This is a genomic window from Pseudomonas sp. AC255, from assembly GCF_979258175.1.
In genome coordinates, this window is the sequence record NZ_OZ409841.1 from 5,017,230 (window position 1) to 5,043,407 (window position 26,178).

Annotated in this window: 24 protein-coding genes; 15 read left to right on the plus strand and 9 right to left on the minus strand. The window is 59.5% G+C overall.

The window, feature by feature from the left end; all coding sequences use genetic code 11:
* Window positions 1–253 precede the first annotated feature (253 nt).
* Entirely contained in the window at window positions 254–739 is a 486-nt protein-coding gene (locus tag ACZZ0K_RS22635) for a glycine zipper domain-containing protein (RefSeq protein ID WP_039756448.1), read from the plus strand.
* A 54-nt stretch (window positions 740–793) separates the two neighbouring features.
* Here the strand turns inward: ACZZ0K_RS22635 and ACZZ0K_RS22640 are convergent, their stop codons facing one another.
* The 3 genes from ACZZ0K_RS22640 to ACZZ0K_RS22650 form a co-directional block, all read right to left on the minus strand.
* Window positions 794–1,213, minus strand: a complete 420-nt coding sequence (locus ACZZ0K_RS22640; protein ID WP_071174077.1) for an acyl-CoA thioesterase — start codon at window positions 1,211–1,213, stop codon at window positions 794–796.
* Window positions 1,214–1,315: 102 nt separating this feature from the next.
* Entirely contained in the window at window positions 1,316–2,542 is a 1,227-nt protein-coding gene (locus ACZZ0K_RS22645; protein ID WP_252885138.1) for a 3-hydroxyacyl-CoA dehydrogenase, read from the minus strand.
* 213 nt (window positions 2,543–2,755) lie between these two features.
* The gene (locus ACZZ0K_RS22650; RefSeq protein ID WP_252885137.1) at window positions 2,756–4,684 is read right to left on the minus strand and encodes a RecQ family ATP-dependent DNA helicase; all 1,929 of its coding nucleotides are present in this window, start codon (window positions 4,682–4,684) and stop codon (window positions 2,756–2,758) included.
* A gap of 273 nt (window positions 4,685–4,957) precedes the next feature.
* Between ACZZ0K_RS22650 and ACZZ0K_RS22655 the strand changes: the two genes are divergently transcribed.
* The 3 genes from ACZZ0K_RS22655 (at window position 4,958) to ACZZ0K_RS22665 (ending at window position 7,143) form a co-directional block, all read left to right on the plus strand.
* Window positions 4,958–6,100, plus strand: a complete 1,143-nt coding sequence (locus tag ACZZ0K_RS22655; RefSeq protein WP_056787119.1) for a lipase family protein — start codon at window positions 4,958–4,960, stop codon at window positions 6,098–6,100.
* Between the two features lie 324 nt (window positions 6,101–6,424).
* Window positions 6,425–6,871, plus strand: coding sequence for an antitoxin PaaA2 family protein (locus ACZZ0K_RS22660; RefSeq protein ID WP_056787116.1), 447 nt, complete (start codon window positions 6,425–6,427; stop codon window positions 6,869–6,871).
* Complete coding sequence (locus tag ACZZ0K_RS22665; RefSeq protein WP_056787114.1) at window positions 6,871–7,143, plus strand: type II toxin-antitoxin system RelE/ParE family toxin; 273 nt, start codon at window positions 6,871–6,873, stop codon at window positions 7,141–7,143. Before ACZZ0K_RS22660 ends, ACZZ0K_RS22665 begins: the two co-directional genes overlap by 1 nt.
* 177 nt (window positions 7,144–7,320) lie before the next feature.
* On the opposite strand, the gene ACZZ0K_RS22670 is transcribed toward ACZZ0K_RS22665, so the two are convergent.
* Together ACZZ0K_RS22670 and hslO are read right to left on the minus strand one after the other, a co-directional pair.
* Window positions 7,321–8,862 carry a phosphoenolpyruvate carboxykinase gene (locus tag ACZZ0K_RS22670; RefSeq protein WP_016772179.1) on the minus strand — a complete coding sequence of 514 codons (1,542 nt, stop codon included), beginning with the start codon at window positions 8,860–8,862 and terminating at the stop codon, window positions 7,321–7,323.
* A gap of 179 nt (window positions 8,863–9,041) precedes the next feature.
* Window positions 9,042–9,944, minus strand: a complete 903-nt coding sequence (hslO, locus tag ACZZ0K_RS22675) for an Hsp33 family molecular chaperone HslO (protein ID WP_252879242.1) — start codon at window positions 9,942–9,944, stop codon at window positions 9,042–9,044.
* 107 nt (window positions 9,945–10,051) lie between these two features.
* On the opposite strand from hslO, the gene ACZZ0K_RS22680 reads away from it, so the two are divergent.
* Window positions 10,052–10,852 carry a phosphatase PAP2 family protein gene (locus ACZZ0K_RS22680; protein ID WP_252885136.1) on the plus strand — a complete coding sequence of 267 codons (801 nt, stop codon included), beginning with the start codon at window positions 10,052–10,054 and terminating at the stop codon, window positions 10,850–10,852.
* 98 nt (window positions 10,853–10,950) lie between these two features.
* Here ACZZ0K_RS22680 and ACZZ0K_RS22685 read toward each other — a convergent pair whose 3' ends face one another.
* A complete protein-coding gene (locus ACZZ0K_RS22685; protein ID WP_016772182.1) occupies window positions 10,951–11,358 on the minus strand; it encodes an RNA-binding S4 domain-containing protein in 408 nt (135 codons plus the stop codon).
* A gap of 116 nt (window positions 11,359–11,474) precedes the next feature.
* Between ACZZ0K_RS22685 and rimA the strand changes: the two genes are divergently transcribed.
* The 3 genes from rimA to rimK are packed head-to-tail and all read left to right on the plus strand — an operon-like array spanning window position 11,475 to window position 13,651.
* On the plus strand, window positions 11,475–12,254 hold the full coding sequence (gene rimA / locus ACZZ0K_RS22690; RefSeq protein WP_095181098.1) for a S6 modification regulatory phosphodiesterase RimA: 780 nt from the start codon (window positions 11,475–11,477) through the stop codon (window positions 12,252–12,254).
* A gap of 15 nt (window positions 12,255–12,269) precedes the next feature.
* On the plus strand, window positions 12,270–12,749 hold the full coding sequence (rimB, locus tag ACZZ0K_RS22695; RefSeq protein WP_016772184.1) for a retropepsin-like aspartic endopeptidase RimB: 480 nt from the start codon (window positions 12,270–12,272) through the stop codon (window positions 12,747–12,749).
* On the plus strand, window positions 12,746–13,651 hold the full coding sequence (rimK, locus tag ACZZ0K_RS22700) for a 30S ribosomal protein S6--L-glutamate ligase (RefSeq protein ID WP_024011184.1): 906 nt from the start codon (window positions 12,746–12,748) through the stop codon (window positions 13,649–13,651). The genes rimB and rimK overlap by 4 nt, the downstream gene beginning before the upstream one ends.
* Before the next feature lie 128 nt (window positions 13,652–13,779).
* On the opposite strand, the gene ACZZ0K_RS22705 is transcribed toward rimK, so the two are convergent.
* Together ACZZ0K_RS22705 and ompR are read right to left on the minus strand one after the other, a co-directional pair.
* Window positions 13,780–15,093, minus strand: a complete 1,314-nt coding sequence (locus tag ACZZ0K_RS22705; protein ID WP_016770645.1) for an ATP-binding protein — start codon at window positions 15,091–15,093, stop codon at window positions 13,780–13,782.
* A gap of 114 nt (window positions 15,094–15,207) precedes the next feature.
* Window positions 15,208–15,948 (minus strand): osmolarity response regulator transcription factor OmpR, encoded by a 741-nt coding sequence (gene ompR / locus ACZZ0K_RS22710; RefSeq protein ID WP_016772186.1) that lies wholly within the window; start codon window positions 15,946–15,948, stop codon window positions 15,208–15,210.
* Window positions 15,949–16,306: 358 nt separating this feature from the next.
* On the opposite strand from ompR, the gene ACZZ0K_RS22715 reads away from it, so the two are divergent.
* The 7 genes from ACZZ0K_RS22715 to tauD all read left to right on the plus strand — a co-directional run bounded on the left by ACZZ0K_RS22715 (window position 16,307) and on the right by tauD (window position 24,778).
* Entirely contained in the window at window positions 16,307–18,631 is a 2,325-nt protein-coding gene (locus ACZZ0K_RS22715; RefSeq protein ID WP_258707451.1) for a Tex family protein, read from the plus strand.
* A complete protein-coding gene (locus tag ACZZ0K_RS22720) occupies window positions 18,631–19,014 on the plus strand; it encodes a PaaI family thioesterase (RefSeq protein ID WP_052512482.1) in 384 nt (127 codons plus the stop codon). Before ACZZ0K_RS22715 ends, ACZZ0K_RS22720 begins: the two co-directional genes overlap by 1 nt.
* A gap of 247 nt (window positions 19,015–19,261) precedes the next feature.
* Complete coding sequence (gene gshA, locus ACZZ0K_RS22725; protein ID WP_252879240.1) at window positions 19,262–20,845, plus strand: glutamate--cysteine ligase; 1,584 nt, start codon at window positions 19,262–19,264, stop codon at window positions 20,843–20,845.
* Window positions 20,846–21,173: 328 nt separating this feature from the next.
* The gene (tauA, locus tag ACZZ0K_RS22730) at window positions 21,174–22,151 is read left to right on the plus strand and encodes a taurine ABC transporter substrate-binding protein (protein WP_258707450.1); all 978 of its coding nucleotides are present in this window, start codon (window positions 21,174–21,176) and stop codon (window positions 22,149–22,151) included.
* A 15-nt stretch (window positions 22,152–22,166) separates the two neighbouring features.
* Entirely contained in the window at window positions 22,167–22,961 is a 795-nt protein-coding gene (gene tauB, locus ACZZ0K_RS22735; RefSeq protein ID WP_041477476.1) for a taurine ABC transporter ATP-binding subunit, read from the plus strand.
* Window positions 22,958–23,791, plus strand: coding sequence for a taurine ABC transporter permease TauC (tauC, locus tag ACZZ0K_RS22740; RefSeq protein ID WP_258707449.1), 834 nt, complete (start codon window positions 22,958–22,960; stop codon window positions 23,789–23,791). Before tauB ends, tauC begins: the two co-directional genes overlap by 4 nt.
* Before the next feature lie 144 nt (window positions 23,792–23,935).
* Window positions 23,936–24,778, plus strand: coding sequence for a taurine dioxygenase (tauD, locus tag ACZZ0K_RS22745; protein WP_150741781.1), 843 nt, complete (start codon window positions 23,936–23,938; stop codon window positions 24,776–24,778).
* A gap of 198 nt (window positions 24,779–24,976) precedes the next feature.
* Here tauD and mgrA read toward each other — a convergent pair whose 3' ends face one another.
* Window positions 24,977–26,014 carry an L-glyceraldehyde 3-phosphate reductase gene (gene mgrA, locus ACZZ0K_RS22750; protein WP_258707448.1) on the minus strand — a complete coding sequence of 346 codons (1,038 nt, stop codon included), beginning with the start codon at window positions 26,012–26,014 and terminating at the stop codon, window positions 24,977–24,979.
* Window positions 26,015–26,178 lie beyond the last annotated feature (164 nt).

Below are 26,178 nucleotides of genomic sequence, written 5' to 3' on the forward strand. Positions count from 1 at the left end.
GCTCGCGAATGCGATCGACCTGTCAACAGATCTGCCGTGGCAAAGATTTTCGACCGCCCACAAAAAAGGCCGTTTCTGCATGAAAACGGCCTGTCCGAAGTAGCTAAAGACCGGCGAAAATCGGTTAAGTTCCGGTGAAAAAACAGTAACTTGCAATATTGTATACAAGTCGTGTTATTCGTCGGATTTTGATTGTCACGCCCATTGCAGAGCTTCAGGATCGGCGCCGTCATCCCTTTGAGGCTCATCCTCTATGAAGTTCTCCTCGATTCTCTTGTTGTCCCTTGGCCTGGTCAGTGGCTTCGCTTCTGCCGGAGGCACCACCGAAGCAGGTGTGGGCGGCGCATTGGGCGGGGTTCTTGGCTCGGTCGTCGGTCAATCGTTAGGCGGCAATACAGGTTCCACCATCGGCGCAGCCCTGGGCGGCGCGGGTGGTAGTGCGGTCGGTGCAGACAAGCGCAGCCGTGGCGAAGCGGCCATCGGCGGTGCACTGGGTGCAGCCGGCGGTAACGTGGTTGGCCGTAGTCTCGGCGGCACCACCGGCAGCCTGATCGGCTCCGCCGCTGGTGGCGGCGCAGGTGGCGCACTGGGTAACTACATGGGCAACAAGAGTGACGACGATGATCGTCGTTACGACCGTCGCCATGATGACCGTCGCTACTACCGCGACCGTGGTCATCCAGGTCGCGGCCATGCCTACGGCCACCGCAAGCATCACAAGTACTATCGCCACCACTAAGGCGAAGGCTTGAACAAAAAATCGCAGCTTTTGGGCTGCGATTTTTTTGCGCGTCTAGACCACCAGCCGCTCCAGCGCCCCGCGCAAACCGGCAGGAATCGGCACCGGCTGATTGCTCGCCCGATCGACAAACACATGCACGAACCGTCCCGCCGCACACGCCTCGCTTTCGCCGACCTTGAACACAGCCAATTCATATTGCACCGAACTGTTGCCCAGCTTGCCGACCCGCAGTCCGATCTCGATCAGATCGGGGAAAGCGATCGAGGCAAAGTAATCGCAGGCGGAACTGACCACGAACCCCACCACTTCGCCGTCATGAATATCCAGGCCACCGACCTGAATCAGGTAGGTATTCACCGCCGTGTCGAAGAAGCTGTAGTAGGTAACGTTGTTGACGTGACCGTAGGCGTCGTTGTCATGCCAGCGTGTGGTGATGGGCTGGAAGTGGGGGTAGTCGCAGCGTTGATTCATGCAGGGTTCTCGCATTCTCTTAATTGAATTTGATCGTGATGACGAACACTTTACCTGTGGGAGCGAGCCCGCTCGCGAAGGCGTCAGCACAGCCGACTGGTGTCAACGATCAGCAAACCCCTTCCCCTGCGCCGCCAGTTCGCCAATCAACCGCGCCGGCTTCCACTGATCGCCCTGGCGTGTCTCCAGCGCCAGCAAGCGCTGATGAATATCCGCCAGCCCCTGCTGATCCGCCCAGGCCATAGGCCCACCCTTATCCGCTGGAAAACCATAGCCGTTCAAGTACACCAGATCGATGTCATGGGCCGAGCCGGCAATGCCTTCCTGCAAAATCTTCGCGCCTTCGTTGACCAGCGCCAGCAAACAGCGCTCAAGGATTTCTTCGGGACCGATGTCGCGACGCTGGAAACCCAGCTCTTCGCTGACCCGCAGTACCAATGCATCGACCTCGGAATCATGCTCGGCCTGGCGACTGCCCGGCTCATAATGGTAATAACCGTTACCGGACTTTTGCCCGAACCGGCCCATCTCACACAGGCGGTTATCCACCTGAACTTCGGGCGCATCCTGCCCCTTGCCAGCTAGCTCCCGAGCACGCCATTCCAGATCGATGCCAACCACGTCGTACATGCGAAACGGCCCCATGGCGAAGCCGAAGCCTTGCAGCGCGGTATCCACCTGCTGTGGATAAGCGCCTTCGAGAAGCATCTTGCGCGCTTCCAGTACATACGGATGCAGCATGCGGTTGCCGATAAAACCGTGGCAGTTGCCCGACACCACACTGACCTTGCCCATGCGCTTGCCAAGCGACAACGCTGCCTCGAGTGCCGCTGGCGAGGTCTGCGCACCGCGCACGATTTCCAGCAATTTCATGATGTGCGCGGGGCTGAAGAAATGCAGACCCAGCACCTGTTCCGGGCGCCGGGTCGCAGCCGCGATGGCGTCGATGTCCAGCGCCGAGGTGTTGCTCGCCAGCAAAGCCTCGGGCTTGAGCAAGCCATCCAGCTCGCGAAAGATCTTCTGCTTCAGTTCAAGGTTTTCGTACACCGCTTCGATCACCAGATCGACATTGCGAATCGATGCGTAATCCGCCGCTGCTGATACGCGAGCCATTCGCGCATCCGCTTCGGCCTGATCGATGCGGCCCTGACGCACGTTGTGTGCATAAGTCTCGGCGACCGTCGTCAGCGCCTGCTCAAGCATCTGTGGATTGTTGTCCACCCACTGCACGCTCACGCCGGCATTGGCCAAGCACATGACGATGCCACGGCCCATGGTGCCCGCACCGATCACCGCAGCTTGCTGGATTTCGAAGGATGTCTGGCTCATGTTGTTCTCTTGTGGGTGGCCCGAAGACAGATTCCAACCTTAGTCAGGCCACGACGCTTTTTGAAGTTTATTAGCGTGATGATCGACATTCAGCGGATGGATGGAGGCCCTGCCTTGATGACACTTGAAGTAGGAGCTGCCGAAGGCTGCGATCTTTTGATCTTGAAAAAATCAACATCAAAAGATCGCAGCCTTCGGCAGCTCCTACAGGGGTCAAAGGTGCTCTTGCGCCCACTCGCGGACCTGCGCGTAGGGGTATTCTTCCAACGCAGCAAAACCCGGTATCGCCCGCGCCTTGAGTTTGGTGAACAACGGCACGCTGATTCCGCACAGGAACCGCGTCAGACGTTCGGCCGATGGAATACGCCCTGTTTGCTGCTCATGCCTGTGGATAAATTCACCACACAACTGCGCGAAGTTTTTATCCACAAGCGGCGGCAATGGCGGCGGCTCCGGCAACCGCGCGATCTGGCCGTGACATACCGAACAATGGCCACAACGCTCGGGGGCATTGTGGTCACCGAAATACTCGGCCAGGCGATAACCCAGGCAGCGTTCGGTGGCAAACACCTCAAGCATGGCGTGAATCCGCGCCACTTCAGTCTGTTCGTGGCGGGTGAAATACTCGTGCAGCTCAGCGCTCAGGGCATCGCTGGCGAAATCACTGTGCAGCAGGCTGTAAACCTCGGTCATTTGCTTGCTTTCAAGCTCGACCCAGCCTTTTTCCTGGAAGTAATCAAGTGCTGTCACCACGCGATTGCGCTCGGCGGAATACTGCGAATACATCGCCTCGAAATCTACTGTGGCCCAGGTGCGTGCTCGCGTGGACGTCCTGATGATCGCCGCAACGAAATCCCTGCGCTCGCCTTCGAAGCGCTGGAGCAATGCCTCCGGCTCGAGCAGATATTTGAAGCGATACTCGGCGTAATAGGCATAACGCGGCGCGATCAGACCGCGCAGTTCCAGCTGCACCAACAACGTCTTCAATGGCAACGAGCGAATATTGCTCTGATCCGCCAATGGCCCAAGCAGAAACTCCCATTGTCCGTCCGGCACTGAGGCTTTGAGCTCTTCGAGCACATAATGAATCCCGTCGCGTTCGGGCGTATCACCGTAGACGAAGTTTTCCAGCACATTGAGGCTGTCGCGGTTGGCCAGTACCAGGCACTCGGAGGGCTGTCCGTCGCGTCCGGCGCGGCCGATTTCCTGGCTGTAGTTTTCGATGGATTTGGGCAGATCGAAATGCACCACGTTGCGGATGTCGCTCTTGTCGATGCCCATGCCGAAGGCAATGGTGGCGACAATGCAATTGGACTGCCCGGCCATGAAGCGGCGTTGAATGTCTTCACGCTGATCGTGGGGCAAACCGGCGTGGTAAGCCTCGGCCTGGATTCCATTGCGTTGAAGATGCTCGGCGATGTGCTCGGCGGTCTTCTGCAACGTCACGTAGACAATGCTCGGTTGCCCAGGACGCTCGGTCATCCATTCGACCAGACGCCGGCGTTTGTCCTGACCGCGTACAGGCTCGACCAGCAAATTGAGGTTGGGCCGATAGAAACCAGTGGTCACTACATCGTCCGGAGCGATGGCGAATTTGGCCTGCATGTCGGCGATGACTTTTGGTGTCGCCGTGGCGGTGAGCAGCAAAGCCTGCGGAATGTTGAACTGACGCTGGTAGTCGGGCAGTTTCAGATAGTCCGGCCGAAAGTTGTGGCCCCATTCGGAAATGCAGTGCGCCTCGTCGACCACCAGCAACGAGATCGGCACCTGCTGCAGGAAATTGCGGAAGCGCTCGTTCTTCAAGCGCTCGACGGAGATCATCAGAATTTTCAGCTCGCCCGAACGCGCACGGGCCATGACGTCGTTGGCATCCTCGCGGCTCTGCGCCGAATCGATACTGCCTGCCGAGATGCCGCGAGACTTGAGAAACGCCAGTTGATCCTGCATCAACGCCAGCAACGGCGAGACCACCAATGTCAGGTGTGGCAGTAAAAGTGCCGGCAGTTGGTAGCAAAGCGATTTGCCGGAGCCGGTGGGAAAGATCGCCGCCGCGGATCGCCCCGCCAGCACCGCGCTGACAGCGGCCTCCTGACCGGGGCGAAACTGTGGATAACCAAAAACCTGTTCCAGGGTGTGGTGCATTTGCTGTCACTCCTTTGACTGCTGCCATGCCCAAAGCCTAGCGGGCGATTGCAGCGAGTCGAGAAAAGGTCGGGGTTGAATCAATACTGAATGATACATGGGAAGCGAAAACCAAGCGTTTAACAATCGAAGCGCCTCGACATACTTTCGAAAAGCTCAGCTACATATATATAACAAACTTCACATTACAAACACAGATACAACAGCGCCCTTTATTTTTTACACCACCTAAAACTAACTTGGCTGCTCTTATACATATGCAAGAGCAACGAAATGACAACTTTAACAATATTTTTCTGCGGCACCGGCTCCAACAAATTTGATGACAAACATAAAAGCTTCTGGGACGGCGAAATCGTTTCTACGCTCGCTGCACACCACAGCGGACGCGAATTTGCCGAGTGGATCGTCGTCGATGGCCCTGGCAGCGGCAATCTGCAAGCCGACGACCTGTTCACCAAGACCTCTGAATACGGCCTTTCCGGCACCCTGTTCGGCAAAGGCTGGGATGAAAACGTGCAACACGCTGTGAACATTATCAAAGGCAAATGCGACTGGCAGCGTAAACAACTGACCGAGTTAGAATATAACCGTCTGAAAGCCGCAGGCATTCCTATTGAAGATGTAAAAGTGGAAGGCTCCTGGTTCTGGCGCCAGTATAACTATGGCGATCGCAGTATCACGCAACAGAAACTACAGGAACAAATCATCAAGACTTTCCGCAAGGACGGCGTTATTCCTGCGCGAGTCAATCTGGTCGGCTGGAGCCGTGGCGGTATCAGTTGCCACATGCTCGCCAATGCGATGTTCCAGGACGCTGCACTCAAACATATTCCGGTGAATATATTTGCGATTGATCCAGTCCCGGGCATCGGCAACTTCCAGGAAAACCGCGTCAAACTTCAATCCAACGTCAAGGAATACATCGCCTTCTATGCCCGCGACGAGCGCTCAAAAGGCTTCAGCTGCGTGATCCCGCAAACCGCTACCGGCACCAAAACCTCGATCTATCCAATGGCCGGTCGCCACGCCACCCTCGCCGGCAACGCCACGGCCCTCGGCGGCGATCCCACCAACAGCAGCGACCTCAATGCGCTGATCGAGCCCGGCCGCATCGTTCGCCATCTGGCGGAAATCTGCCTCAAGCGTTGGGGCGTGCCACTGAGCAAAACGCTCAATCTGAGCGATGCCGACCTGCTGCGCTTCACCGGCACCATCGTCAGCGACGAAGCCCGCTACAAGAAGATGCATAGCCAGTCCTACACCTATTTCACCGAACAGGACAAAGGCGAGCGCTATGTCTCGCTGGGCAGCAAAGGCGTGCCGTTCTCGGCAGTCAAAGGCACGATCTACCGGCCGGCAACAGGACTGACCACAAGCCTGCTGGATATTTCTGGCTACCAACATTTGCGTTGAAAAGCGTTTAAAAATCGGTAGCAACGTCTGGCGAATTGTTCGTCCCGTTCCTACTTCACGCAATGCCCTGTCGGCTATCGCGAGCGGGTGGTGCGAACCTATAGTCGTGGGTGTCGCTGCTTTGGCAGCGACACCCACATCACCCACGCCCTGTACCTACTGACACAGGACGGCTGGGACCTGCTGCAAGTCAGATGCCCCCGGCCAAGTAACAAACGAAACATCATCGCTGCACACGCCGTGTCCAGCACCAGGAGTCAAAATTTGCAAACTACTATTGATTGCGTACGATGGGAGCCATTACTCAGCGAAGGGCTCGCATTTATGGCCAGCACTGAAATCATCGATCACAGCGCCCTCGTTCGCTTGGTCGAAAACGGTTCTGTGAGCGGCACAATTATCGTCGCGAAACCAGGAGGCTGGTCGGTCGAGATTCGGCAAGGCAGCCGCAAATGCGCGCTGACAGCACAACGCAGTGGTCAGGTGCGCCTGTTCAAGAGGCTGGAGACGCTTGTGACCTATCTGCAGGGCTTGGGCATCAGCCAATTCAACGTGGATGCCTCCGGCTATGACCCGCTGCAACTGAAAACCTACGCCAGGCCTGATCGCTCTGAAGCGTTGAAACAAGCCCATGAAGCGGCCGCTTATGAGGAATGGTTCAAGCGACAGGTGCAGATCAGCATCGATGATCCAAGGCCAAGTATCAGCGATGAAGATGCTCGCCGAATATTCGCCGCCAAGCGTGATGCCCTGCGTCAACGAGGGCGCTGATGAGGTTGGTCTGGCGCCCGGAAGCGCTTGCTGACCGAGACCGGATAATGGACCGAATCGGTCAGGACAACCCAGACGCTGCTGCGGATCTCGATGAAATGTTCGAATCAAAAGGGGAAATAGCAAGACAGCGCCCAACCTTGTACCGAAAGGGCAGGGTCCTCGGAACACGTGAAATCGTTGCGGCCGCCAACTACGTCATCGTCTACGCAATCAAAAAAGACCGGGTGGAAGTGCTGCGTGTCATGCATGCACGGCAGCAATGGCCTTAATTAGAGGATCATGTTGCAGTACTGTTGAGTGGCATTACTCTGGCCGTATCAGGCCAAAAATGAATGAATACTGCTACGTGGCAAGTGACGAACCGCCGTTGAGATGAGCTTACCCAAATCTTCGCCCATGAAAAAACCGCCCCAAAGGGCGGTTTTTTATTCACTGCAAACTACTACTTACAACTTCGGCCCAGCCGCCTTGATCGCGTCGCTCACTTCGAACTTCTTGAAGTTCTCGATGAACAGACCGGCCAGCGCTTTCGCTGCCTCGTCGTACGCCGCCTTGTCAGCCCAGGTGTTGCGTGGGTTGAGCAGGTTGGTGTCGACGCCTGGTACGGCCAGAGGCACGTCGAGGTTGATGGTGTCCAGGTGCTCGGTGGCAGCACCGATCAGAGCGCCGCTCTGGATCGCTGCGATCACCGCGCGGGTGGTCGGGATGTTGAAGCGTTGGCCGACGCCGTAGCCGCCGCCGGTCCAGCCGGTGTTGACCAGGTAGACCTTGGAGCCGAAGCCGCGGATGCGCTTGATCAGCAGTTCGGCGTATTCGCCAGCCGGACGCGGGAAGAACGGTGCTCCGAAGCAGGTGGAGAAGGTCGACTTGATGCCGCTGCCCGAACCCATTTCAGTCGAACCCACCAGTGCGGTGTAGCCGGACAGGAAGTGGTAGGCCGCTTGCTCTTCGTTGAGGATCGACACTGGCGGCAGTACGCCGGTCAGGTCGCAGGTCAGGAAGATCACCGCGTTTGGCTCGCCACCCAGGTTCTTCTCGGAACGCTTGGCAACGTGCTCCAGCGGATACGCCGCGCGGCTGTTCTGGGTCAGGCTGACATCGGCATAATCGGCGTGCTTGGCGTCGTCGATGACGACGTTTTCCAGCACCGCGCCGTGCTTGATGGCTTTCCAGATAACCGGCTCGTTCTTCTCGGAGAGGTCGATGCACTTGGCATAGCAACCGCCTTCGATGTTGAACACCACGCCTTCGCCCCAGCCGTGTTCGTCGTCACCGATCAGGTAACGGCTTTCGTCGGCCGACAGGGTGGTTTTACCGGTGCCCGACAGACCGAAGAACAGGGTCACGTCACCGTCTTCGCCGATGTTGGCAGCGCAGTGCATTGGCAGCACGTCAGCGGCCGGCAGCAGGAAGTTCTGCACCGAGAACATGGCTTTCTTCATCTCGCCGGCGTAACGCATGCCAGCGATCAGCACTTTCTTCTGCGCGAAGTTGATGATCACGCAACCGTCGGAGTTGGTGCCGTCACGCTCAGGCACGCACTCGAAGTTGGCAACGTTGAGCACTTGCCATTCTTCACGGCCAGCCGGGTTGTACTGGGCCGGGTTGATGAACAGGCAACGACCGAACAGGTTCTGCCAGGCAGTCTGTGTGGTCATTTTCACGGCCAGGTAGTGATCTTCCGCCGCGCCTACATGCACGTGGGAAACGAAGTGCTCTTGCGCGTTGTTGAAGGCCTCGACGCGAGCCCACAGGGCATCGAACTTGTCGGCCGGGAACTTGCGGTTGATCGGGCCCCAGGCAATAGCGGCCTGGGTGGAAGGCTCTTCAACGATGAAACGGTCGACTGGCGAGCGGCCGGTGCGGTGACCGGTGCGAACAACCAGAGCGCCGGTATCGGCAAGCTCGCCTTCACCGCGATTCAGGGCTTCTTTTACCAGATCATCAACACTCAGATCGGTGTACACGGCGTTATTGGCTTGCGTCATGAGGTTCCCCGTCGGCCAGTGGCCGAGTGTGCTCCAAACGTTTTGTAGTAGAAAGTCGTGCACTACTACCGCGAAAAAGTGGGCCGGATTATGCCAGAAAAGCCCAAAAGAGTAGGGTCCTCCCGTCGTAACGGCGATATTCCGTCATTCCGCAGTGAATTTACCTGCGCTGAACCGTTTTAGTGACGGGTATCTGACGGCGTATCGACGCCCGCGCCAGCGAACAATTGAGCAATATCGGCTGCGTCAAACAGGTACTGCTGATTGCAGAACTGGCAATCGATCTCGACTTTGCCGCCCTGCTCGGCGGCCAGCGCCAGCGCATCTTCCAGCCCAAGACTGACCAGCGCATTGCCGGAGCGTTCCCGCGAGCAGCTGCAACTGAAGCGCAGATGCTGCACATCAAACAGACGTACCTGCTCTTCGTGGTACAGGCGATGCAGCACGGTTTCGTTGTCGAGGCTGAGCAATTCATCGGCGCTCAGAGTGCTGGCCAACGCGGTGAGATGCTGCCAGCTGGCGGCGCGGTCCTCTTCGTCTTTCAAGCGATCGGCGGGGAGTTGTTGCAGCAACATGCCACGGGCACGACGACCGTCGGCGAAGAGCTTGAAGCGCGTGCCAACCTGCTGCGACATGACGAAATAGTTGGTGAAACAGTCCGACAGGGTTTCGCCGTCAAGATCAACAATGCCCTGATAGCGCTGACCAACAGTCGGGTCGACGGTCAGGGCCAGAACACCGTTCGGCATCAAGTCGGCAAGGGTCGCGTCAACCGCGATCTGCTCGGCGTTGTAACGCGCCAGACCACGGATCTCACGCTCGCTGGAGCACTCGATCATCAGCAGCGGAATCGGCCCTTCCGAGCGCGCCTGCAAAATCAGCAAGCCATCGAACTTGAGCGTGCCGACCAGTAACGACGCGGCCGCCATCAGTTCGCCGAGCAACTGCGCGACCGGCTCCGGGTACGGGTGTTTGGCGAGGACTTCGGCGTAGCTGCGCTCCAGCGCTACCAGTTCGCCGCGAGTGTCGCTGTCATCGAAGATGAAGCGTTGAGTGAAATCGGTATCCGCTAGATCGGTCATAGGTCTGGGTATCTGAATGTGATGACAAAATGGTTACAAAACGTGAAAATTTGCGCTTGCTGGCACTTTTTTTGGTGCCGGCGCTTTTTCGCCATGGGAGGCATTTTATGAACAATCCGGGTTTGTTCCAATCAAGGTGGAACCTCGGCCGGCTGGTTCTGTGTAACGTAGTGCCGCTGGCGCTACTGGCTTTCTGGTTATGGCCTACCGGTCAGATGCTGTGTGTGATTTTCGACGAGTGGCTGTTCCGCTCGTTGAATGCGCCGCTGGCCAGCAACCCGATATGGCTCCACATCTGGGCAATTGCAAGTCTGCGCCCGTTCGACATCGTCGTCGGACTGATTCTGCTGACGCTGCTGATCAAGGGCGACTGGGTTTTCAGGGCGATCGACGTGCGTCGTGCGTTCTTCGGTTTTTTCTCGATCCTGCTGCTGATGGTGGTGATCCGCGCGCTGTTTTCCAAATTCGCCGATCACATGGGCTGGCAGCACAGCAGCCCGTCAATGGTGCTTGAGGGCGCCGTGCACATCAGCGATTACTTTCCGCACCTGGAAAAAACCTGGGAGCTGAAGGACCGTTCCGGCCAGAGTTTCCCCGGTGATCATGCCTCAGTGCTGTTGATCTGGGCATTGTTCATGGGCGTGTTCAGCCGCACCGTCGGACAATTTCTAACAGTATGGGGTCTGGCAGTGTTGTTCATGCTGCCGCGTCTGGTGGCCGGCGCGCATTGGGGTCAGGACGACTACATCGGCGGCTTGCTGCTGGCGGTGTGGGCGTTGGGCTGGGGTTACTACACGCCGTTTGCCTATCACGCGTCGAACTTCTGGTTGAAGCTGACCGCGCCGGTTTTCGCGCTGTTGGGCAAGCTGCCGATGCTGTCGCGGATGAGTGTGGTGCGTAGCGCCTGATACCGCGTCGTACTCGATTCGCGAGCAGGCTCGCTGCCACAGACGACCTCGATCAAATGTGGCAGCGAGCCTGCTCGCGAAGAGGCCGGCACAATGTTTCAATCTTCGTTGCTGCTACCGCGAAACTTGAACAGATCCCGCCGCTGCTTCTTGCTCGGTTTGCCATCGGTGCTCACGCCCAACGAGCCCGCCTTGCGCATCGCCGCAGCTGCTTCACGCTTGGCGACACTCGCTTCGGTCTCGGCATACAAGGTTTGCGCCTCGGGTGCGCCACGCCGCACGATCGACAATGCCTCGACCCTCACCGTGCGCACTTCGAAGCCGGTGCGAATCTCGAACTCATCACCAATGCGCGGCTCCTTGCCCGGCTTGCAGCGCTCGCCACGACAATGCACCTTGCCGCTTTCGATTGCTGCTTTGGCCAGAGCACGCGTCTTGTAGAAACGCGCCGCCCATAACCACTTATCGAGACGGACCTTGTCGTCCTCCTCCTGCTTCTGTCCCATATGAATTCCTCGCTCAGCCAGTAGTCGGAACTGTACTACCGTTTCTGTCGGGCGCAAGAACTCGGCCCTCCAGATTGACTGTGATCTTCGCCGCCCGACCGGCCTGGAGTGACCGCGTGACTAAATTTCCAACTTCGTTGACCTCACCCAGGGGCGGTTGCCAGGGCTGCCAGCAAAGCGAACCGCTGGATTTCGATTTTGCCTTCGCCTACCAGCCGATTGTCGACCTGCGCGATCAATCGGTATTTGCCCACGAAGCGCTGGTGCGAGGCGTGTCAGGGGAAGGCGCACTGTCGGTGTTAAATCAGGTTACAGAAGACAACCGCTACCGTTTCGACCAGCTCTGCCGGACCCGCGCCATCGAAGGCGCAGCGAGCCTTAATATGCAGACACACTTGTCGATCAACTTTTTGCCCAACGCCGTCTACCGTCCAGAGCTATGCATTCGCAGCACACTGGAGGCCGCACGCAAACACAACTTTCCGATCGATCGGCTGATTTTCGAAACTCTGGAAATCGAGCACGTAGATAATTATCGCCATTTGACCAATATTCTGCGTGAATACCGCGAATTCGGCTTCAAGACCGCCATCGACGATTTCGGTGCCGGCTATTCAGGGCTCAATCTGCTGGCTGATTTCCAACCGGACCTGATCAAACTCGACATGGCGCTGATCCGCGATATTGACCAGGATCGTGTCCGTCAGGTGATCGTTCGGGGGATTGTCACAATGTGTGCGGAGTTGGACGTTACAGTCATTGCCGAAGGCATAGAAAGCGCCGGGGAACGGGATTTCCTCGCGGACTGTGGAATTTTCCTGATGCAGGGCTACTGGTTCGCCAGACCTGCATTCAAAGCGTTGGCCCAGGTGCCGGACGGGGCCTGGAAGCGTTAACCCTTGGTTTTTTCTTTGAAGACATTTGATCATTTGACCGTTGTCGGTCTGCGCGAGTGGGTGGCGCTCCCGGGTTTGGGAGTTGCGGGCCTGCGCGCAAAAATCGACACCGGCGCCAGCACCTCCAGCCTGCACGCCACCGATATCGAACCGTTCGAACGCGACGGCGAGAAATGGGTGCGCTTCACTGCGCATCTCGGCACGGTGGTGCAGTTGCGTCACCGGCGCTGCGAAGCGCCGCTGGTCACGCGCAAAACCATCAAGAGCTCCAACGGCCATGCGCAGGTGCGCTATGTGATCAGCACCACGCTGGCCCTGGGTGATCGGGTCTGGCCGGTGGAGTTCACTCTGGCCTGCCGCAAGTCCATGCGCTATCGCCTGCTGCTCGGTTCCAAAGCCCTGATCGATGGCCAGTTGGTGGTCAATCCGGGCATCAAATATGTACAAGACAAGCCGGTGTTCCCGGTATCTACCTCCTCCACAGGTGTTGCATGAAGATCGCTGTGCTGTCGCGTAATCCGCGTCTGTATTCCACCCGCCGTCTGGTCGAAGCCGGAATCGAGCGCGGGCATGAAATGGTGGTGATCGACACCTTGCGCGCCTACATGAATATTGCCAGCCACAAGCCGCAGATCCATTACCGCGGCAAACCGCTGGAAGGTTTTGACGCGGTGATCCCGCGGATCGGCGCATCGGTGACGTTCTACGGCTGCGCGGTGTTGCGTCAGTTCGAAATGATGGGCGTGTTCCCGCTCAACGAGTCTGTGGCCATTGCCCGCTCGCGGGACAAATTGCGTTCGCTGCAACTGCTGTCGCGGCGCGGAATCGGTTTGCCGGTCACCGGTTTTGCCCACTCGCCTGACGATATTCCCGACCTGATCGCCATGGTCAACGGTGCACCGCTGGTGATCAAGGTACTGGAAGGCACCCAGGGCATCGGCGTGGTGCTGTGCGAAACAGCCACGGCGGCAGAGTCGGTGATCGAAGCGTTCATGGGCCTGAAGCAGAACATCATGGTTCAGGAATACATCAAGGAAGCCGGCGGCGCGGATATCCGCTGCTTCGTGGTCGGCGACAAGGTGATCGCGGCAATGAAGCGCCAGGCCAAACCGGGCGAGTTTCGTTCCAACCTGCATCGCGGCGGCAGCGCCAGCCTGATCAAGATCACCCCGGAAGAACGCATGACCGCGTTACGCGCTGCCAAGGTCATGGGCCTGGCGGTGGCGGGTGTGGATATCCTGCGTTCCAATCACGGTCCGCTGGTGATGGAAGTGAACTCGTCGCCGGGACTGGAAGGCATCGAAACCACCACTGGCAAGAATGTCGCCGGAATCATCATCGAGCATCTGGAAAAGAATGGCGGGCCGAATATGACTCGCACCAAGGGCAAAGGTTAACCCAGAGATATTCGGCGGCTGGAAAGCCGCCTTCGCGAGCAGGCTCGCTCCCACAGTTGATCGCATTCCAAAATGTGGGAGCGAGCCTGCTCGCGAAGGGCCATCCGCCCTATTGAAGATCTCAGCGCTTAAACAGCATCACGCGGCAACATCAATCCCAACGGCAATCTCACCCGCGCCTCCAGTCCACCCCCGGACCGGTTGCGCAATTCGACATTGCCGCCATGCATCGCCGCAATCCTTTTCACGATCGCCAGCCCCAGCCCGGTGCCTTTGCCACCGCGAGCCCGATCACCTCGGGTAAACGGGTTGAAGATCGCTTCAAGCTCGGACGGATCAATTCCCGCGCCACGGTCCATCACGCTCAGCACCACATACGGCGCGCTGGTATCTCCCGATACATACGCCGCTACTTCAACGCCGGTACCGGCATGGTTCAAGGCATTGCCGATCAGGTTGTTGAGCAGGCGTTTCATCGACACCCGACGCAGCGGAAACGGCTGGATCGGTTCCAGGCGCAGGCGCACTTTCTCTTCGTTCTGGTTGTATGGCGCGGCGACTTCGCGCACCAGATCGCTGAGGTCGACCTCTTCCACCGACTCGTCACGACCGTCGCGAATGAACGCGAGGAACTGGTCGAGAATCGCGTCCATGTCTTCGATGTCGCGGACCATGTCGTCGGTGAGGTCGGTGTGATCGCCCATCAGTTCCAGCGACAGGCGCAAGCGCGTCAGCGGTGTCCGCAAGTCGTGGGAAACCCCCGCCAGCATCAGCTCGCGCTCACGCCCGGCCTGTTCGACGTCCTCGGCCATCTGGTTGAAGGCGCGATAAACCTCGGTCATTTCGCTCGGCGTATCACTGATCGGCAGACGTACGCTGCGACCCTGGCCGAGTTGCCGCGCGGCATACACCAGGCGCTTCAACGGCTGGTTGAGCTGGCTGACGAAAATCCATGCGGAGGCTGTCGACAACAGGCCGATGGCGAGGAACCAGCCGAGCACGTTCCAGATTTTCTGGCCGCGCAGCGGATGTGGATACAGCGGCACTTTCAGCCAGCCATCGCCCAGACTCGGTGCCCTCACCCACAGCGCCGGCGGCGAATGCATGCGCAAACGCACCTCGGTGTCGGCACCCAGTTCCGCCTGCATCTGACGTTGGTAGATTTCGCTGTACGGCCAGTGCTGTTCACCTTCCGGCACACCGGCGCCGACCACCCGAATCAGGGTCGCGGCATCGGCAATTTTTGCGCGGTTCTCTTCGTCGGCGGCCCAATAGGCGCGTAGCGTCAGAGCGACACCATGGCTGTATTGGCGATCCACCAGCACGTCCTCGTTCATCAACAGATAAACCAGGGTCAGCGCCTTGGAAAACAGCACGACGATCAGCACCAGCCAGAGGGTGCGGGAGAAAAAACTTTGGGGGAACCAGACGGGGGTTTTCATCTTTAACCGCTACACACTTGCAGGAGCGAGCAATGCTCGCATATTGCGGATTGCGAGTCTGTGGCAATGGCCGTGCGACCAGAGCCTTGCAGACCCGCTCCTACAAATCACCGATCACTTGGTGGCGGTGCCATCCGGTACGAACACGTAACCCACGCCCCAGACAGTCTGGATGTAGCGCGGTTTCGACGGATCGGGTTCGATCATGCGGCGCAGACGCGAGATCTGCACGTCGATGGAACGCTCCAGCGCATCCCATTCACGGCCACGGGCGAGGTTCATCAGCTTGTCGCGGGTCAGCGGCTGACGCGCGTTCATCACCAGCGCCTTGAGTACCGCGAACTCACCGGTGGTGAGCATGTGCACTTCATCGCCACGCTTGAGCTCGCGGGTCGCCAGCGACAACACGTAATCACCGAAGGTGACGTTTTCGTCCTCACTGCCCGGTGCGCCCGGCACCGGTGCGGCCTGACGGCGCAATACCGCTTTGACCCGAGCCATCAGCTCGTCCGGGTTGAACGGCTTGGCCAGGTAATCGTCGGCACCCAGTTCAAGGCCCTTGATACGGCTCAGCTCATCGCCCTTGGCGGTGAGCATGATGATCGGAATCTGGTTGTTCGCGCTGCGCAGACGGCGGCACGCGGTCAGGCCGTCTTCGCCCGGCAGCATCAGGTCGAGAACGACCAGATTGAACACTTCACGCGCCAGCAGACGGTCCATCTGCTCGGTGTTCGGAACGGTACGGGCACGGTAGCCCTTGCTGACGAAGAAACGCTCCAGCAGGCTGCTCAGCCCCGGATCGTCATCAACGATAAGAATTTTTTCGCCTTCAGCCGTTTGTGCAGTGCTGCTCATTGGATGCTCCTTTTAGCTCGGCGCGCATTATGGCGTAGCTGCCGTTATACGCACCGTGTGCATTGTTAGCAGATTTTTCCTTCACTGCCAGAAAACCGGGGTTTATGCCTACAGCCTGCAACGCCCCCGAATGACAGAACGCTGGTTATAATGCGCGGCGTTTTGCGCCAGGCAACGTCTGAATCGTTACCGTAAGTGGCCGGTATTTTTTCCGGCCCTGTGCAGTAACTGTTCGATTTCACGGGTCAATGGGCAGCTTCTTGATCCAGGCAGCGGCAATTTTCCAGCCGCTCAATCAGCCTCCAGGCCATTATCTGCGTGCCTGCGAGCCTGCTTTCATACTATGTCAGGTGGTTTTATGGACAGCATCAACAGCCGCATCGCCGAGGAACTCGGCGTACGCCCACAACAGGTCGAAGCGGCCGTCGCGCTACTCGATGAAGGTTCTACCGTCCCCTTCATCGCCCGTTACCGGAAAGAAGTCACCGGCAGCCTCGATGACACCCAGTTGCGTCATCTGGAAGAGCGCCTGCGCTACCTGCGAGAACTCGACGAACGGCGCATCAGCATCCTCGCCAGCATCGAAGAGCAAGGCAAGCTCACCCCTGCCCTGGAACGCGACATCAAGCTCGCCGACACCAAAACCCGTCTCGAGGACTTGTACCTGCCGTACAAGCAGAAGCGCCGCACCAAGGGCCAGATCGCCCTCGAAGCCGGCCTCGGCGAACTGGCCGACGGCTTGTTCAACGACCCGAACCTGTCGCCGGAAGCCGAAGCCGCACGCTTCGTCGATGCCGAAAAAGGTGTGGCCGACGTCAAGGCTGCGCTGGAAGGCGCCAAGTACATCCTCATGGAGCGCTTCGCCGAAGACGCCAGCCTGCTGGAAAAGCTGCGTAATTTCCTCAAACAGGAAGCGATCCTCAGTGCCCGCGTCATCGCCGGCAAGGAAGAGGAAGGCGCCAAGTTCCGTGATTACTTCGAACACGACGAGCCTCTGAAGAGCATGCCATCGCACCGTGCCCTGGCGATTTTCCGTGGCCGCAACGAAGGCATTCTCAGCTCCGCGCTGAAAGTCGGCGATGAGCTGCCCGGCACGATGCACCCGTGCGAAGGCATGATCGGCCAGCAGTTCGGCATCCAGAACCAGAACCGCCCGGCGGACAAATGGCTCGGTGAAGTGGTGCGCTGGACTTGGAAGGTCAAGCTCTACACCCACCTGGAAACCGACCTGCTCGGCGAGTTGCGCGACGGTGCCGAAACCGAAGCGATCAACGTTTTCGCGCACAACCTGCACGACCTGCTGTTGGCCGCTCCGGCCGGCCCGCGCGCGACGCTGGGCCTCGACCCGGGCCTGCGTACCGGCTGCAAGGTGGCCGTGGTCGATTCGACCGGCAAGCTGCTCGACCACGCCACGGTTTACCCGCACGTGCCACACAACAAATGGGATCAGACCATCGCCATCCTCGCCGCGCTATGCGCCAAGCATTCGGTGGACCTGATCGCCATCGGCAACGGCACTGCCAGCCGCGAGACCGACAAGCTGGCGATCGAGCTGATCAAAAAATATCCAGCTATGAAAATGACCAAGGTCATGGTTTCCGAAGCCGGCGCCTCGGTGTACTCGGCGTCGGAACTGGCGGCCAAGGAATTCCCGGACCTCGATGTGTCGATCCGTGGCGCCGTGTCGATCGCCCGTCGCCTGCAGGATCCGTTGGCCGAGCTGGTGAAAATCGATCCGAAATCCATTGGCGTCGGCCAATACCAGCACGACGTCTCGCAGCTGAAACTGGCGCGCGGTCTGGACGCCGTGGTCGAGGACTGCGTAAACGCCGTGGGCGTGGATGTGAATACCGCCTCCGTGGCCTTGCTGGCACGGATTTCCGGCCTCAATGCGACGCTGGCGCAGAACATCGTTGCTCACCGTGACGAACACGGCGCGTTCAAGACCCGTGCAGCGCTGAAGAAAGTCGCGCGACTGGGCGAGAAAACCTTCGAACAGGCCGCCGGTTTCTTGCGCGTGATGAACGGCGACAACCCGCTGGATTCGTCGGCGGTGCACCCGGAAGCCTATCCACTGGTGCAGCGCATTGCCGCTGAAACCGACCGCGACATTCGCTCGCTGATCGGCGATGCCGCGTTCCTCAAGCGTCTGGACCCGAAGAAATTCACCGACGAAACCTTCGGTCTGCCGACCGTCACCGACATCCTGCAAGAACTGGAAAAACCCGGTCGCGATCCACGTCCGGAGTTCAAGACTGCCGAGTTCCAGGAAGGCGTCGAAGACCTCAAGGATCTGCAACTGGGGATGATCCTTGAAGGCGTGGTGACCAACGTGACGGCGTTTGGTGCATTCGTCGACATCGGCGTGCATCAGGATGGTCTGGTGCACATCTCGGCGCTGTCGGAGAAGTTCATCAAGGACCCGCGCGAAGCGGTCAAGGCCGGTGACGTGGTGAAAGTGAAGGTCATGGAAGTCGATATCCCGCGCAAACGCGTCGGTCTGTCGATGCGCATGAGTGACACTCCCGGCGAGAAAATCGATGGCGCCCGTGGCTCGCGTCCGGGCTCGGCACCGCGCCAGTCTTCGGGCAACGCGCCGCGCAAGGAAACCGCCACCGCCGCGCCGGTGAACAATGCGATGGCCTCGCTGTTCGCCAACGCCAAGCAGTTGAAGAAACGCTAATGGAAATGCCGGCCGGGCTCGTCGAGAGCGCGTTTTTCAAGCTGTTGGGCTGTCGCCTGCACAGTCTCGAAACCGGGGTGGCGCAAGTCGCCCTGGCGCTTGAGCCCGAACTGCGCAACCGCGGCGGCAAACTGCACGGCGGCGCGCTGTTCAGTCTGGTCGACATCGCCATGGGCCTGGCTTGTTCCAGCAGCCATGGCTTCGATCAGCAGAGTGCGACCATCGAATGCAAGATCAACTACATCCGCGCCGTTTCCGACGGCGAGGTGCTGTGCACGGCGCGGGTGATCCACCCGGGCCGGCGCACGCTGGTGGTCGAAGCCGAGGTGATGCAGGGCGACAAACTGGTCGCAAAAGCGCAAGGCACCTTCGCTGTCCTGTAGATGTTGCTCATCATTTTGAGTTAATTTCGGCGCAACGAATCCTGTGGGAGCTGCCGAAGGCTGCGATCTTTTGATTTTGTTTTTCAACAGCAAGATCAAAAGATCGCAGCCTTCGGCAGCTTCTACGGGTTCATGTGTGCGGCTGACAGGCTAGAAAACCAGGCGATAACGCCAGTTTCAACTTCACCCTTGTAGACCGTCTTGCCCACCCCCATATTGGGGCGACTGACGCGTGAAGGAATCCAAATTGAGCGAACTTCTCAACCGCCGCCTGGCTCTGCTCGGCGAGCGCGCTAACCTCTCTCTGCTCAAGCAGTGCCTGCACGGTATCGAACGTGAATGCCTGCGCGTGACCAGTGAAGGTCGCCTGGCGCAAACGCCGCACCCCGAAGCCCTGGGTTCCGCGCTGACCAACGAACAGATCACCACCGACTACTCCGAGTCGCTGCTGGAATTCATTACGCCTGCCCTGCCGGATCCTGCCGACACGCTGGCGAGCCTGGACAAGATTCATCGTTTTGCCTACAGCAAACTCGGCAACGAGTACCTGTGGAGTCCATCGATGCCGTGCCCGTTGCCGGCCGAGGAAGATATTCCGATCGCCTATTACGGCACCTCCAACATCGGTCAGCTCAAGTACGTTTATCGCAAGGGCCTGGCCCTGCGTTACGGCAAGACCATGCAATGCATTGCCGGGATTCACTACAACTTTTCCCTGCCGGAACAGCTCTGGCCATTGCTGCGCGAGGCCGAAGGTTTCGTCGGCACCGATCGCGATTTCCAATCGGTTTCCTACATCGCGTTGATTCGCAACTTCCGTCGCTACAGCTGGCTGCTGATGTACCTGTTCGGTGCCTCGCCGGCGCTGGACGCCGGCTTCCTGCGCGGGCGTTCGCATCAGCTCGAGCAGCTCGATCCGGACACGCTGTATCTGCCGTACGCCACCAGCCTGCGCATGAGCGATCTCGGTTATCAGAGCAATGCCCAGGCCGGCCTGACACCGTGCTACAACGACCTGGCGAGCTACACCGACAGCCTGCGCGAAGCCGTGGCCACGCCCTACGCGCCATACGTGGAAGTCGGCACGCACAAGGATGGCGAGTGGGTGCAGCTCAACACCAACATCCTGCAGATCGAAAACGAGTACTACTCCAACATCCGCCCGAAACGCGTGACCTACACCGGCGAGCGGCCGATCCAGGCGCTGATGGCGCGCGGCATCCAGTACGTCGAAGTGCGCTGCCTGGACATCAACCCGTTCCTGCCGATGGGCATCGACCTCACCGAATCGCGCTTCATCGACGCCTTCCTGCTGTACTGCGCGCTGAACGACAGCCCGCTGCTGACCAACATTTCGTGCAGCAACGCCACCTCGAACTTCCTCAGCGTGGTCAAGGAAGGTCGCCGTCCGGGCCTGCAATTGCAGCGTGACGGTCAACCGGTCGAGATGAAGCAATGGGCGGCCGAACTGCTGGAACAGATTGCTCCGCTGGCGGCGATGCTCGACCAGAGCGTCGGCGGCGATGCCCACAGCAAGGCCCTGGATGCGCAACTGGCCAAGGTCAACGACCCGTCCCTGACCCCATCGGCGCAGGTGCTGGCGGCCATGGCCGAGCACAAGGAAAGCTTTGCGCAGTTCTCCCTGCGCCAGAGCCAGACCCACGCCGAGTTCTTCCGCAGCGAGCCGTTGGCGGCTGACGAGCAAGCGAAGTTTGAAGAGCTGGCGCGCGCGTCGCTGGCACAGCAGACCGAGCTTGAGCAGAACGAGGTTGGCGATTTCGATGTGTTTGTCGGCGCGTATCAGGCGAGCATCCTCGCCATCAGCAATTAAAAGCCCCTCACCCTAACCCTCTCCCAAAGGGAGAGGGGACTGACCGCGTTGTTCTTGCGAGCTACACCGACCTGAAATACCGGGCCGAACTCAGGCCTTGAAAAGCATGAAGATCAGCTCCCTTTCCCCCTCGCCCCCTTGGGGAGAGGGCTGGGGTGAGGGGGCAAAGTTCTGACGTCGAACGAATCATCCGAAATCCCCACACCCTCTCCTATCCTTAGATTTTTCCGCTCATATGCTCATTCGAAAAAGTTATTTATTTATCGATTCTTAGATCATTTAGTCTCCATTCACGCCGACATTCGGTCGCCTGATCTGGAGCTCTCAATTGAAACTGAATTTCCCGCTTCGCCTGCTCGCCGCCGCCTCGCTGGCCGCTGCAAGCTTCCTGGCCCAGGCGGCCGATCTCACCGTCGCCTACCAGACTACCGTCGACCCGGCCAAAGTCGCGCAGGCCGACGGCGCCTACGAGAAAGCCACCAATGCCGATATCAGCTGGCGCAAATTCGATAACGGTGCCGACATCATTGCCGCCATCGCGTCCGGCGATGTGCAGATCGGCTATCTCGGTTCGAGCCCGTTGACCGCTGCGATCACGCGCAAAGTGCCGGTGGAAACCTTCCTCATCGCCACCCAAATCGGCGCCGCTGAAGCATTGGTCGCGCGTGACGGTTCCGGCATCAAGACTCCGCAGGATCTGATCGGCAAGAAAATCGCCGTGCCATTCGTGTCCACCGGGCACTACAGCCTGCTCGCGGCGCTCAAGCACTGGAACATCGACCCGTCGAAAGTCACCGTGCTCAACCTCGCGCCGCCAGCCATCATCGCGGCGTGGAAACGGGGCGATATCGACGCCACTTACGTTTGGGATCCGGCACTGGGCGTCGCCAAGGAAAACGGCAAAGTGCTGATCACCTCCGGCGAACTGGCCAAGTTCGGCGCGCCGACCTTCGACGCTTGGATCGTGCGCAAGGACTTCGCCGAGAAGCACCCGGAAATCGTCACCGCGTTCGCCAAGGTCACCCTCGACGCCTACGCCGCTTACCGCAAGGATCCGCAGGCCTGGCTGGCCAATCAGAGCAACGTCGACAAACTGGTCAAACTCTCCGGCGCCAAGGCCAGCGACATTCCATTGCTGTTGCAGGGCAACGTCTACCCGCTGGCGGCAGATCAGGTCAGTGACCTCGGCGCGCCGACCACCAAAGCCATCACCGACACCGCCGCGTTCCTCAAGGAGCAAGGCAAGGTCGAAGCCGTCCTGCCGGACTACGCGCCGTACGTCAGCGCCAAATACATCACCAACTGATCGGGAGGTACAGCGATGGCCTTGCTACAGCTGGAGCGCATCAGCGCACAGTACCCGGGCAGCCCGGAGCCGGTGCTGGCGGATATTTCTCTGACCCTGGGGCCGCAGCAATTGCTGGTCGCCCTCGGCCCGTCCGGCAGTGGCAAGACTTCGCTGTTGAACCTGATTGCCGGCTTCGTCGAGCCGAGTGCCGGGCGCATCACCCTTGACGGCGTGCCGGTCAAAGGCCCGAGCGCCGAACGTGGCGTGGTGTTTCAGGACGACGCTTTATTGCCTTGGCAGGACGTACTGGCCAACGTCGCCTTCGGCCTCGAACTGGCCGGTGTCGGCAAGGACAAGAGGGAAAAAATCGCCCGTGAAATGCTCGCGCTGGTCGATCTTGCCGGCTTCGAAGACCGGCGCATCTGGCAATTGTCCGGTGGCCAGAAACAACGCGTCGGCCTCGCCCGCGCCCTCGCCGCCGATCCGCGCGTGCTGCTGATGGATGAGCCGTTCGGTGCGCTTGATGCGTTCACTCGCGAGCAGATGCAGGAGCTGTTGCTGCAAGTCTGGCAGCGCACTGCCAAACCGGTTTTCCTGATTACCCACGACATTGAAGAAGCGGTGTTCCTCGCCACGGACCTGATTCTGCTGGCACCGAATCCGGGGCAGATCGTCGAGCGCCTGCAATTGGATTTTGGTCAGCGTTATGCCGCTGGCGAGTCGGCCCGCGCGATCAAGTCCGATCCGCGTTTTATCGAAACCCGCGAGCACGTGCTGAGCAAAGTCTTCTCGCAACGCAGCGCCGTACCCCGGCAGGAGCGCGCATGAGCAGTTACGAGGTTTCCGCTGCGGCGGTGAAAACACCTTCGGTGAGCATCCCGGTGCGCCGCAGCCTCAGCACTCGCTGGATCAGCCTGCTGACCCTGTTCGGCCTGTTGGCGGTCTGGTGGGCGGTGACCGCGACCGGCCTGATCGAACCGCTGTTCCTGCCGCCACCCTCCGCCGTCCTGCAAAAGGGCTGGTTGCTGGCGACCTCGGGGTACATGGATTCAACGTTATGGCAGCACCTGGGCGCGAGCCTGAGCCGCATCGGCCTTGGTCTGGTTTTTGCCATTCTGACCGCCGTGCCGGTGGGCATTGCCATTGGCGCCAACCGCATCGCCCGTGGCGTGCTCGATCCACTGATCGAGTTCTACCGTCCTATTCCGCCGTTGGCCTATCTGCCGCTGATCGTGATCTGGTGCGGCATTGGCGAGTTGTCGAAAGTGCTGCTGATCTATCTGGCGATTTTTGCGCCGATTGCGATTGCCACCGCGACGGGTGTGCGCACGGTTGATCCAGCAAAACTGCGCGCGGCGCAGTCCTTGGGCGCGACGCGCGCGCAGTTGATTCGCCATGTGATTTTGCCCAGCGCTCTGCCGGACATTCTCACCGGCGTGCGCATTGGCCTGGGGGTTGGCTGGTCGACGCTGGTTGCGGCCGAACTGATTGCTGCCACCAGCGGCTTGGGTTTCATGGTGCAGTCGGCCGCGCAATTCCTGGTCACCGATGTCGTGGTGCTGGGAATTCTGGTCATCGCCCTGATCGCCTTCGCCATGGAAATGGGCCTGCGCGCATTGCAGCGCAGACTGGTGCCGTGGCACGGCCAGGCGCACTAAATCGCCTTGTGAAAATTCCCCTGTGGGAGCGAGCCTGCTCGCGAAAGCGTCAGATCATTCACTGCACTGTCGCCTGACACTCTGCATTCGCGAGCAGGCTCGCTCCCACAAAAGCATGACACTCCGAATTCGAAGAGAACGACCATGAGCACCCTCAACATCACCCCGTTAAGCTCGGCCCTCGGCGCGCAGATCAGTGGCGTCGACATCAGCCAGCCGCTGAGCCTGGAACACCGCGACGTCATCGAACAGGCGCTGCTCAAATATCAGGTGCTGTTCTTCCGCAACCAGCCGATCGAGCCGGCACAGCAGGCACGCTTCGCGCATTATTTCGGCGACCTGCACATTCATCCGATCTACCCGAACGTGCCGGAACAACCGGAAGTACTCATCCTTGACACCGCCGTCACCGACGTGCGCGATAACGCGATCTGGCATACCGACGTAACCTTCCTGCCGACGCCGGCAATGGGCGCAGTGCTCAGCGCCAAGTTGCTGCCGGAGTTCGGTGGCGACACGTTGTGGGCCAGCGGCATCGCGGCATATGAAGCGTTGTCGGCGCCGATGAAAAACCTGCTCGAAGGTCTGACGGCCACCCACGATTTCATTCGTTCGTTTCCGCTCGAGCGCTACGGCAACACGCCTGAGGCGCTGGCGCAGTGGGAAGAAGCGCGGCGCAAGAATCCGCCGCTGTCGCACCCGGTGATTCGCACCCACCCAGTGAGCGGGCGGCGCTCGCTATTCGTCAATGAAGGATTTACCTCAAAGATCAACGAATTGTCGGAAACCGAGAGCGAGGCGATCCTGAAATTTCTGTTTGCCCACGCGACCCGGCCGGAATTCACCATTCGCTGGCGCTGGCAGAAGGACGACATCGCTTTCTGGGACAACCGCGTGACGCAGCATTACGCGGTGGATGATTACCGCCCGGCGCGGCGGGTGATGCAGCGGGCGACGGTGTTGGGGGATGTGCCGTTTTTTCGCTGAGCCCTTTTAAAGGCAAAAGCCCCTCACCCTAACCCTCTCCCGGAGGGAGAGGGGACTGATTGGGGATGCTGTAGAAGTACGCCGACCTGAACGTACTTTGCTGAATCCATAATCGACTCGGTATTCCGGTCGATGTAAGACGCAAGACACCTCGGTCGGCTCCCTCTCCCTCTGGGAGAGGGCTGGGGTGAGGGTGGCTCACTCCGCCGTCGAAGGCTTCTCCCAAAGATTGATCCCGCCCTCCTGGGCAAACCGGTCAATCTCCGCCAGCTCTTCAGCACTGAAATTCAGATTCTTCAGCGCCCCGACGTTCTCGATGATCTGCTCCGGCCGGCTCGCGCCGATCAGTGCCGAGGTCACCCGTGGATCACGCAGCGTCCACGCCAGTGCCAGTTGCGCCAGACTCTGGCCGCGACGCTGGGCGATTTCGTTCAACGCTCGCACGTGAGCAATGTTGGCCTCGGACAAGTGCGAAGCCTGCAGCGAGCCGCCGCCCGGGCGATTGACTCGCGCATCGGCCGGCACGCCGTTGAGGTATTTGTCGGTGAGCAAGCCCTGCGCCAGCGGCGTGAACGCGATGACGCCCGTGCCGAGTTCATCGGTGGTGTCGAGCAGATCCTTTTCCACCCAACGATTGAGCAGGTTGTACGCCGGCTGATGAATCAGCAGCGGCACTTTCCACTCTTTCAGCAGCGCGGCCATTTCTCGGGTCTTCACCCCTGAGTAGGACGAGATGCCGATGTAAAGCGCCTTGCCCTGCTGCACGGCGGTGGCAAGGGCGCTGGCGGTTTCTTCCAGCGGGGTGTCCGGGTCGAAGCGGTGCGAATAGAAGATGTCCACATAGTCCAGACCGAGGCGTTGCAGGCTCTGGTCGAGGCTCGCCAGCACGTATTTGCGCGAACCGCCGCCCTGACCATACGGGCCGGGCCACATGTCCCAACCGGCCTTGCTGGAGATGATCAGCTCGTCGCGATACTGCTTGAAGTCTTCGCGCAGCAGGCGACCGAAATTGATCTCGGCGCTGCCGTATGGCGGGCCGTAGTTGTTGGCCAGATCGAAATGGTTGATGCCCATATCGAACGCTGTGCGCAGCAAGGCGCGCTGGGTCTCGATCGGCGTGCTGTCGCCAAAGTTGTGCCACAGGCCCAGCGACAAGGCCGGCAGCACCAGACCGCTGCGGCCGACGCGGCGGTAGGGAATGGAGTCGTAGCGATTTTCGGCAGCGGTGTAAGTCATCGAATCCTCTCTTGTCTGTCTTTTAGTCATCTGCAACCGGACACCTTTGTGGCGAGGGGATTTATCCCCGATGGATGGCGAAGCCGCCCCAAAACCTGAAACCTCGGCGAATCTGGTGTACCGAATGCGCTGGTTTTACGACTGCTTCGCAGCCGAACGGGGAT

Coding starts and splice junctions, on each gene's coding strand:
- rimK (WP_024011184.1), top strand. CDS start 12,746: ATGAAGATCGCTGTGCTGTCGCGTAATCCGCGTCTGTATTCCACCCGC.
- ACZZ0K_RS22640 (WP_071174077.1), bottom strand. CDS start 1,213: ATGAATCAACGCTGCGACTACCCCCACTTCCAGCCCATCACCACACGC.
- mgrA (WP_258707448.1), bottom strand. CDS start 26,014: ATGACTTACACCGCTGCCGAAAATCGCTACGACTCCATTCCCTACCGC.
- ACZZ0K_RS22720 (WP_052512482.1), top strand. CDS start 18,631: ATGGAAATGCCGGCCGGGCTCGTCGAGAGCGCGTTTTTCAAGCTGTTG.
- tauC (WP_258707449.1), top strand. CDS start 22,958: ATGAGCAGTTACGAGGTTTCCGCTGCGGCGGTGAAAACACCTTCGGTG.
- ACZZ0K_RS22660 (WP_056787116.1), top strand. CDS start 6,425: ATGGCCAGCACTGAAATCATCGATCACAGCGCCCTCGTTCGCTTGGTC.
- ACZZ0K_RS22665 (WP_056787114.1), top strand. CDS start 6,871: ATGAGGTTGGTCTGGCGCCCGGAAGCGCTTGCTGACCGAGACCGGATA.
- ACZZ0K_RS22685 (WP_016772182.1), bottom strand. CDS start 11,358: ATGGGACAGAAGCAGGAGGAGGACGACAAGGTCCGTCTCGATAAGTGG.
- ACZZ0K_RS22650 (WP_252885137.1), bottom strand. CDS start 4,684: ATGCACCACACCCTGGAACAGGTTTTTGGTTATCCACAGTTTCGCCCC.
- tauB (WP_041477476.1), top strand. CDS start 22,167: ATGGCCTTGCTACAGCTGGAGCGCATCAGCGCACAGTACCCGGGCAGC.
- ACZZ0K_RS22715 (WP_258707451.1), top strand. CDS start 16,307: ATGGACAGCATCAACAGCCGCATCGCCGAGGAACTCGGCGTACGCCCA.
- ACZZ0K_RS22705 (WP_016770645.1), bottom strand. CDS start 15,093: ATGAAAACCCCCGTCTGGTTCCCCCAAAGTTTTTTCTCCCGCACCCTC.
- ACZZ0K_RS22670 (WP_016772179.1), bottom strand. CDS start 8,862: ATGACGCAAGCCAATAACGCCGTGTACACCGATCTGAGTGTTGATGAT.
- tauD (WP_150741781.1), top strand. CDS start 23,936: ATGAGCACCCTCAACATCACCCCGTTAAGCTCGGCCCTCGGCGCGCAG.
- hslO (WP_252879242.1), bottom strand. CDS start 9,944: ATGACCGATCTAGCGGATACCGATTTCACTCAACGCTTCATCTTCGAT.
- ACZZ0K_RS22655 (WP_056787119.1), top strand. CDS start 4,958: ATGACAACTTTAACAATATTTTTCTGCGGCACCGGCTCCAACAAATTT.
- ACZZ0K_RS22680 (WP_252885136.1), top strand. CDS start 10,052: ATGAACAATCCGGGTTTGTTCCAATCAAGGTGGAACCTCGGCCGGCTG.
- ACZZ0K_RS22645 (WP_252885138.1), bottom strand. CDS start 2,542: ATGAGCCAGACATCCTTCGAAATCCAGCAAGCTGCGGTGATCGGTGCG.
- ompR (WP_016772186.1), bottom strand. CDS start 15,948: ATGAGCAGCACTGCACAAACGGCTGAAGGCGAAAAAATTCTTATCGTT.
- ACZZ0K_RS22635 (WP_039756448.1), top strand. CDS start 254: ATGAAGTTCTCCTCGATTCTCTTGTTGTCCCTTGGCCTGGTCAGTGGC.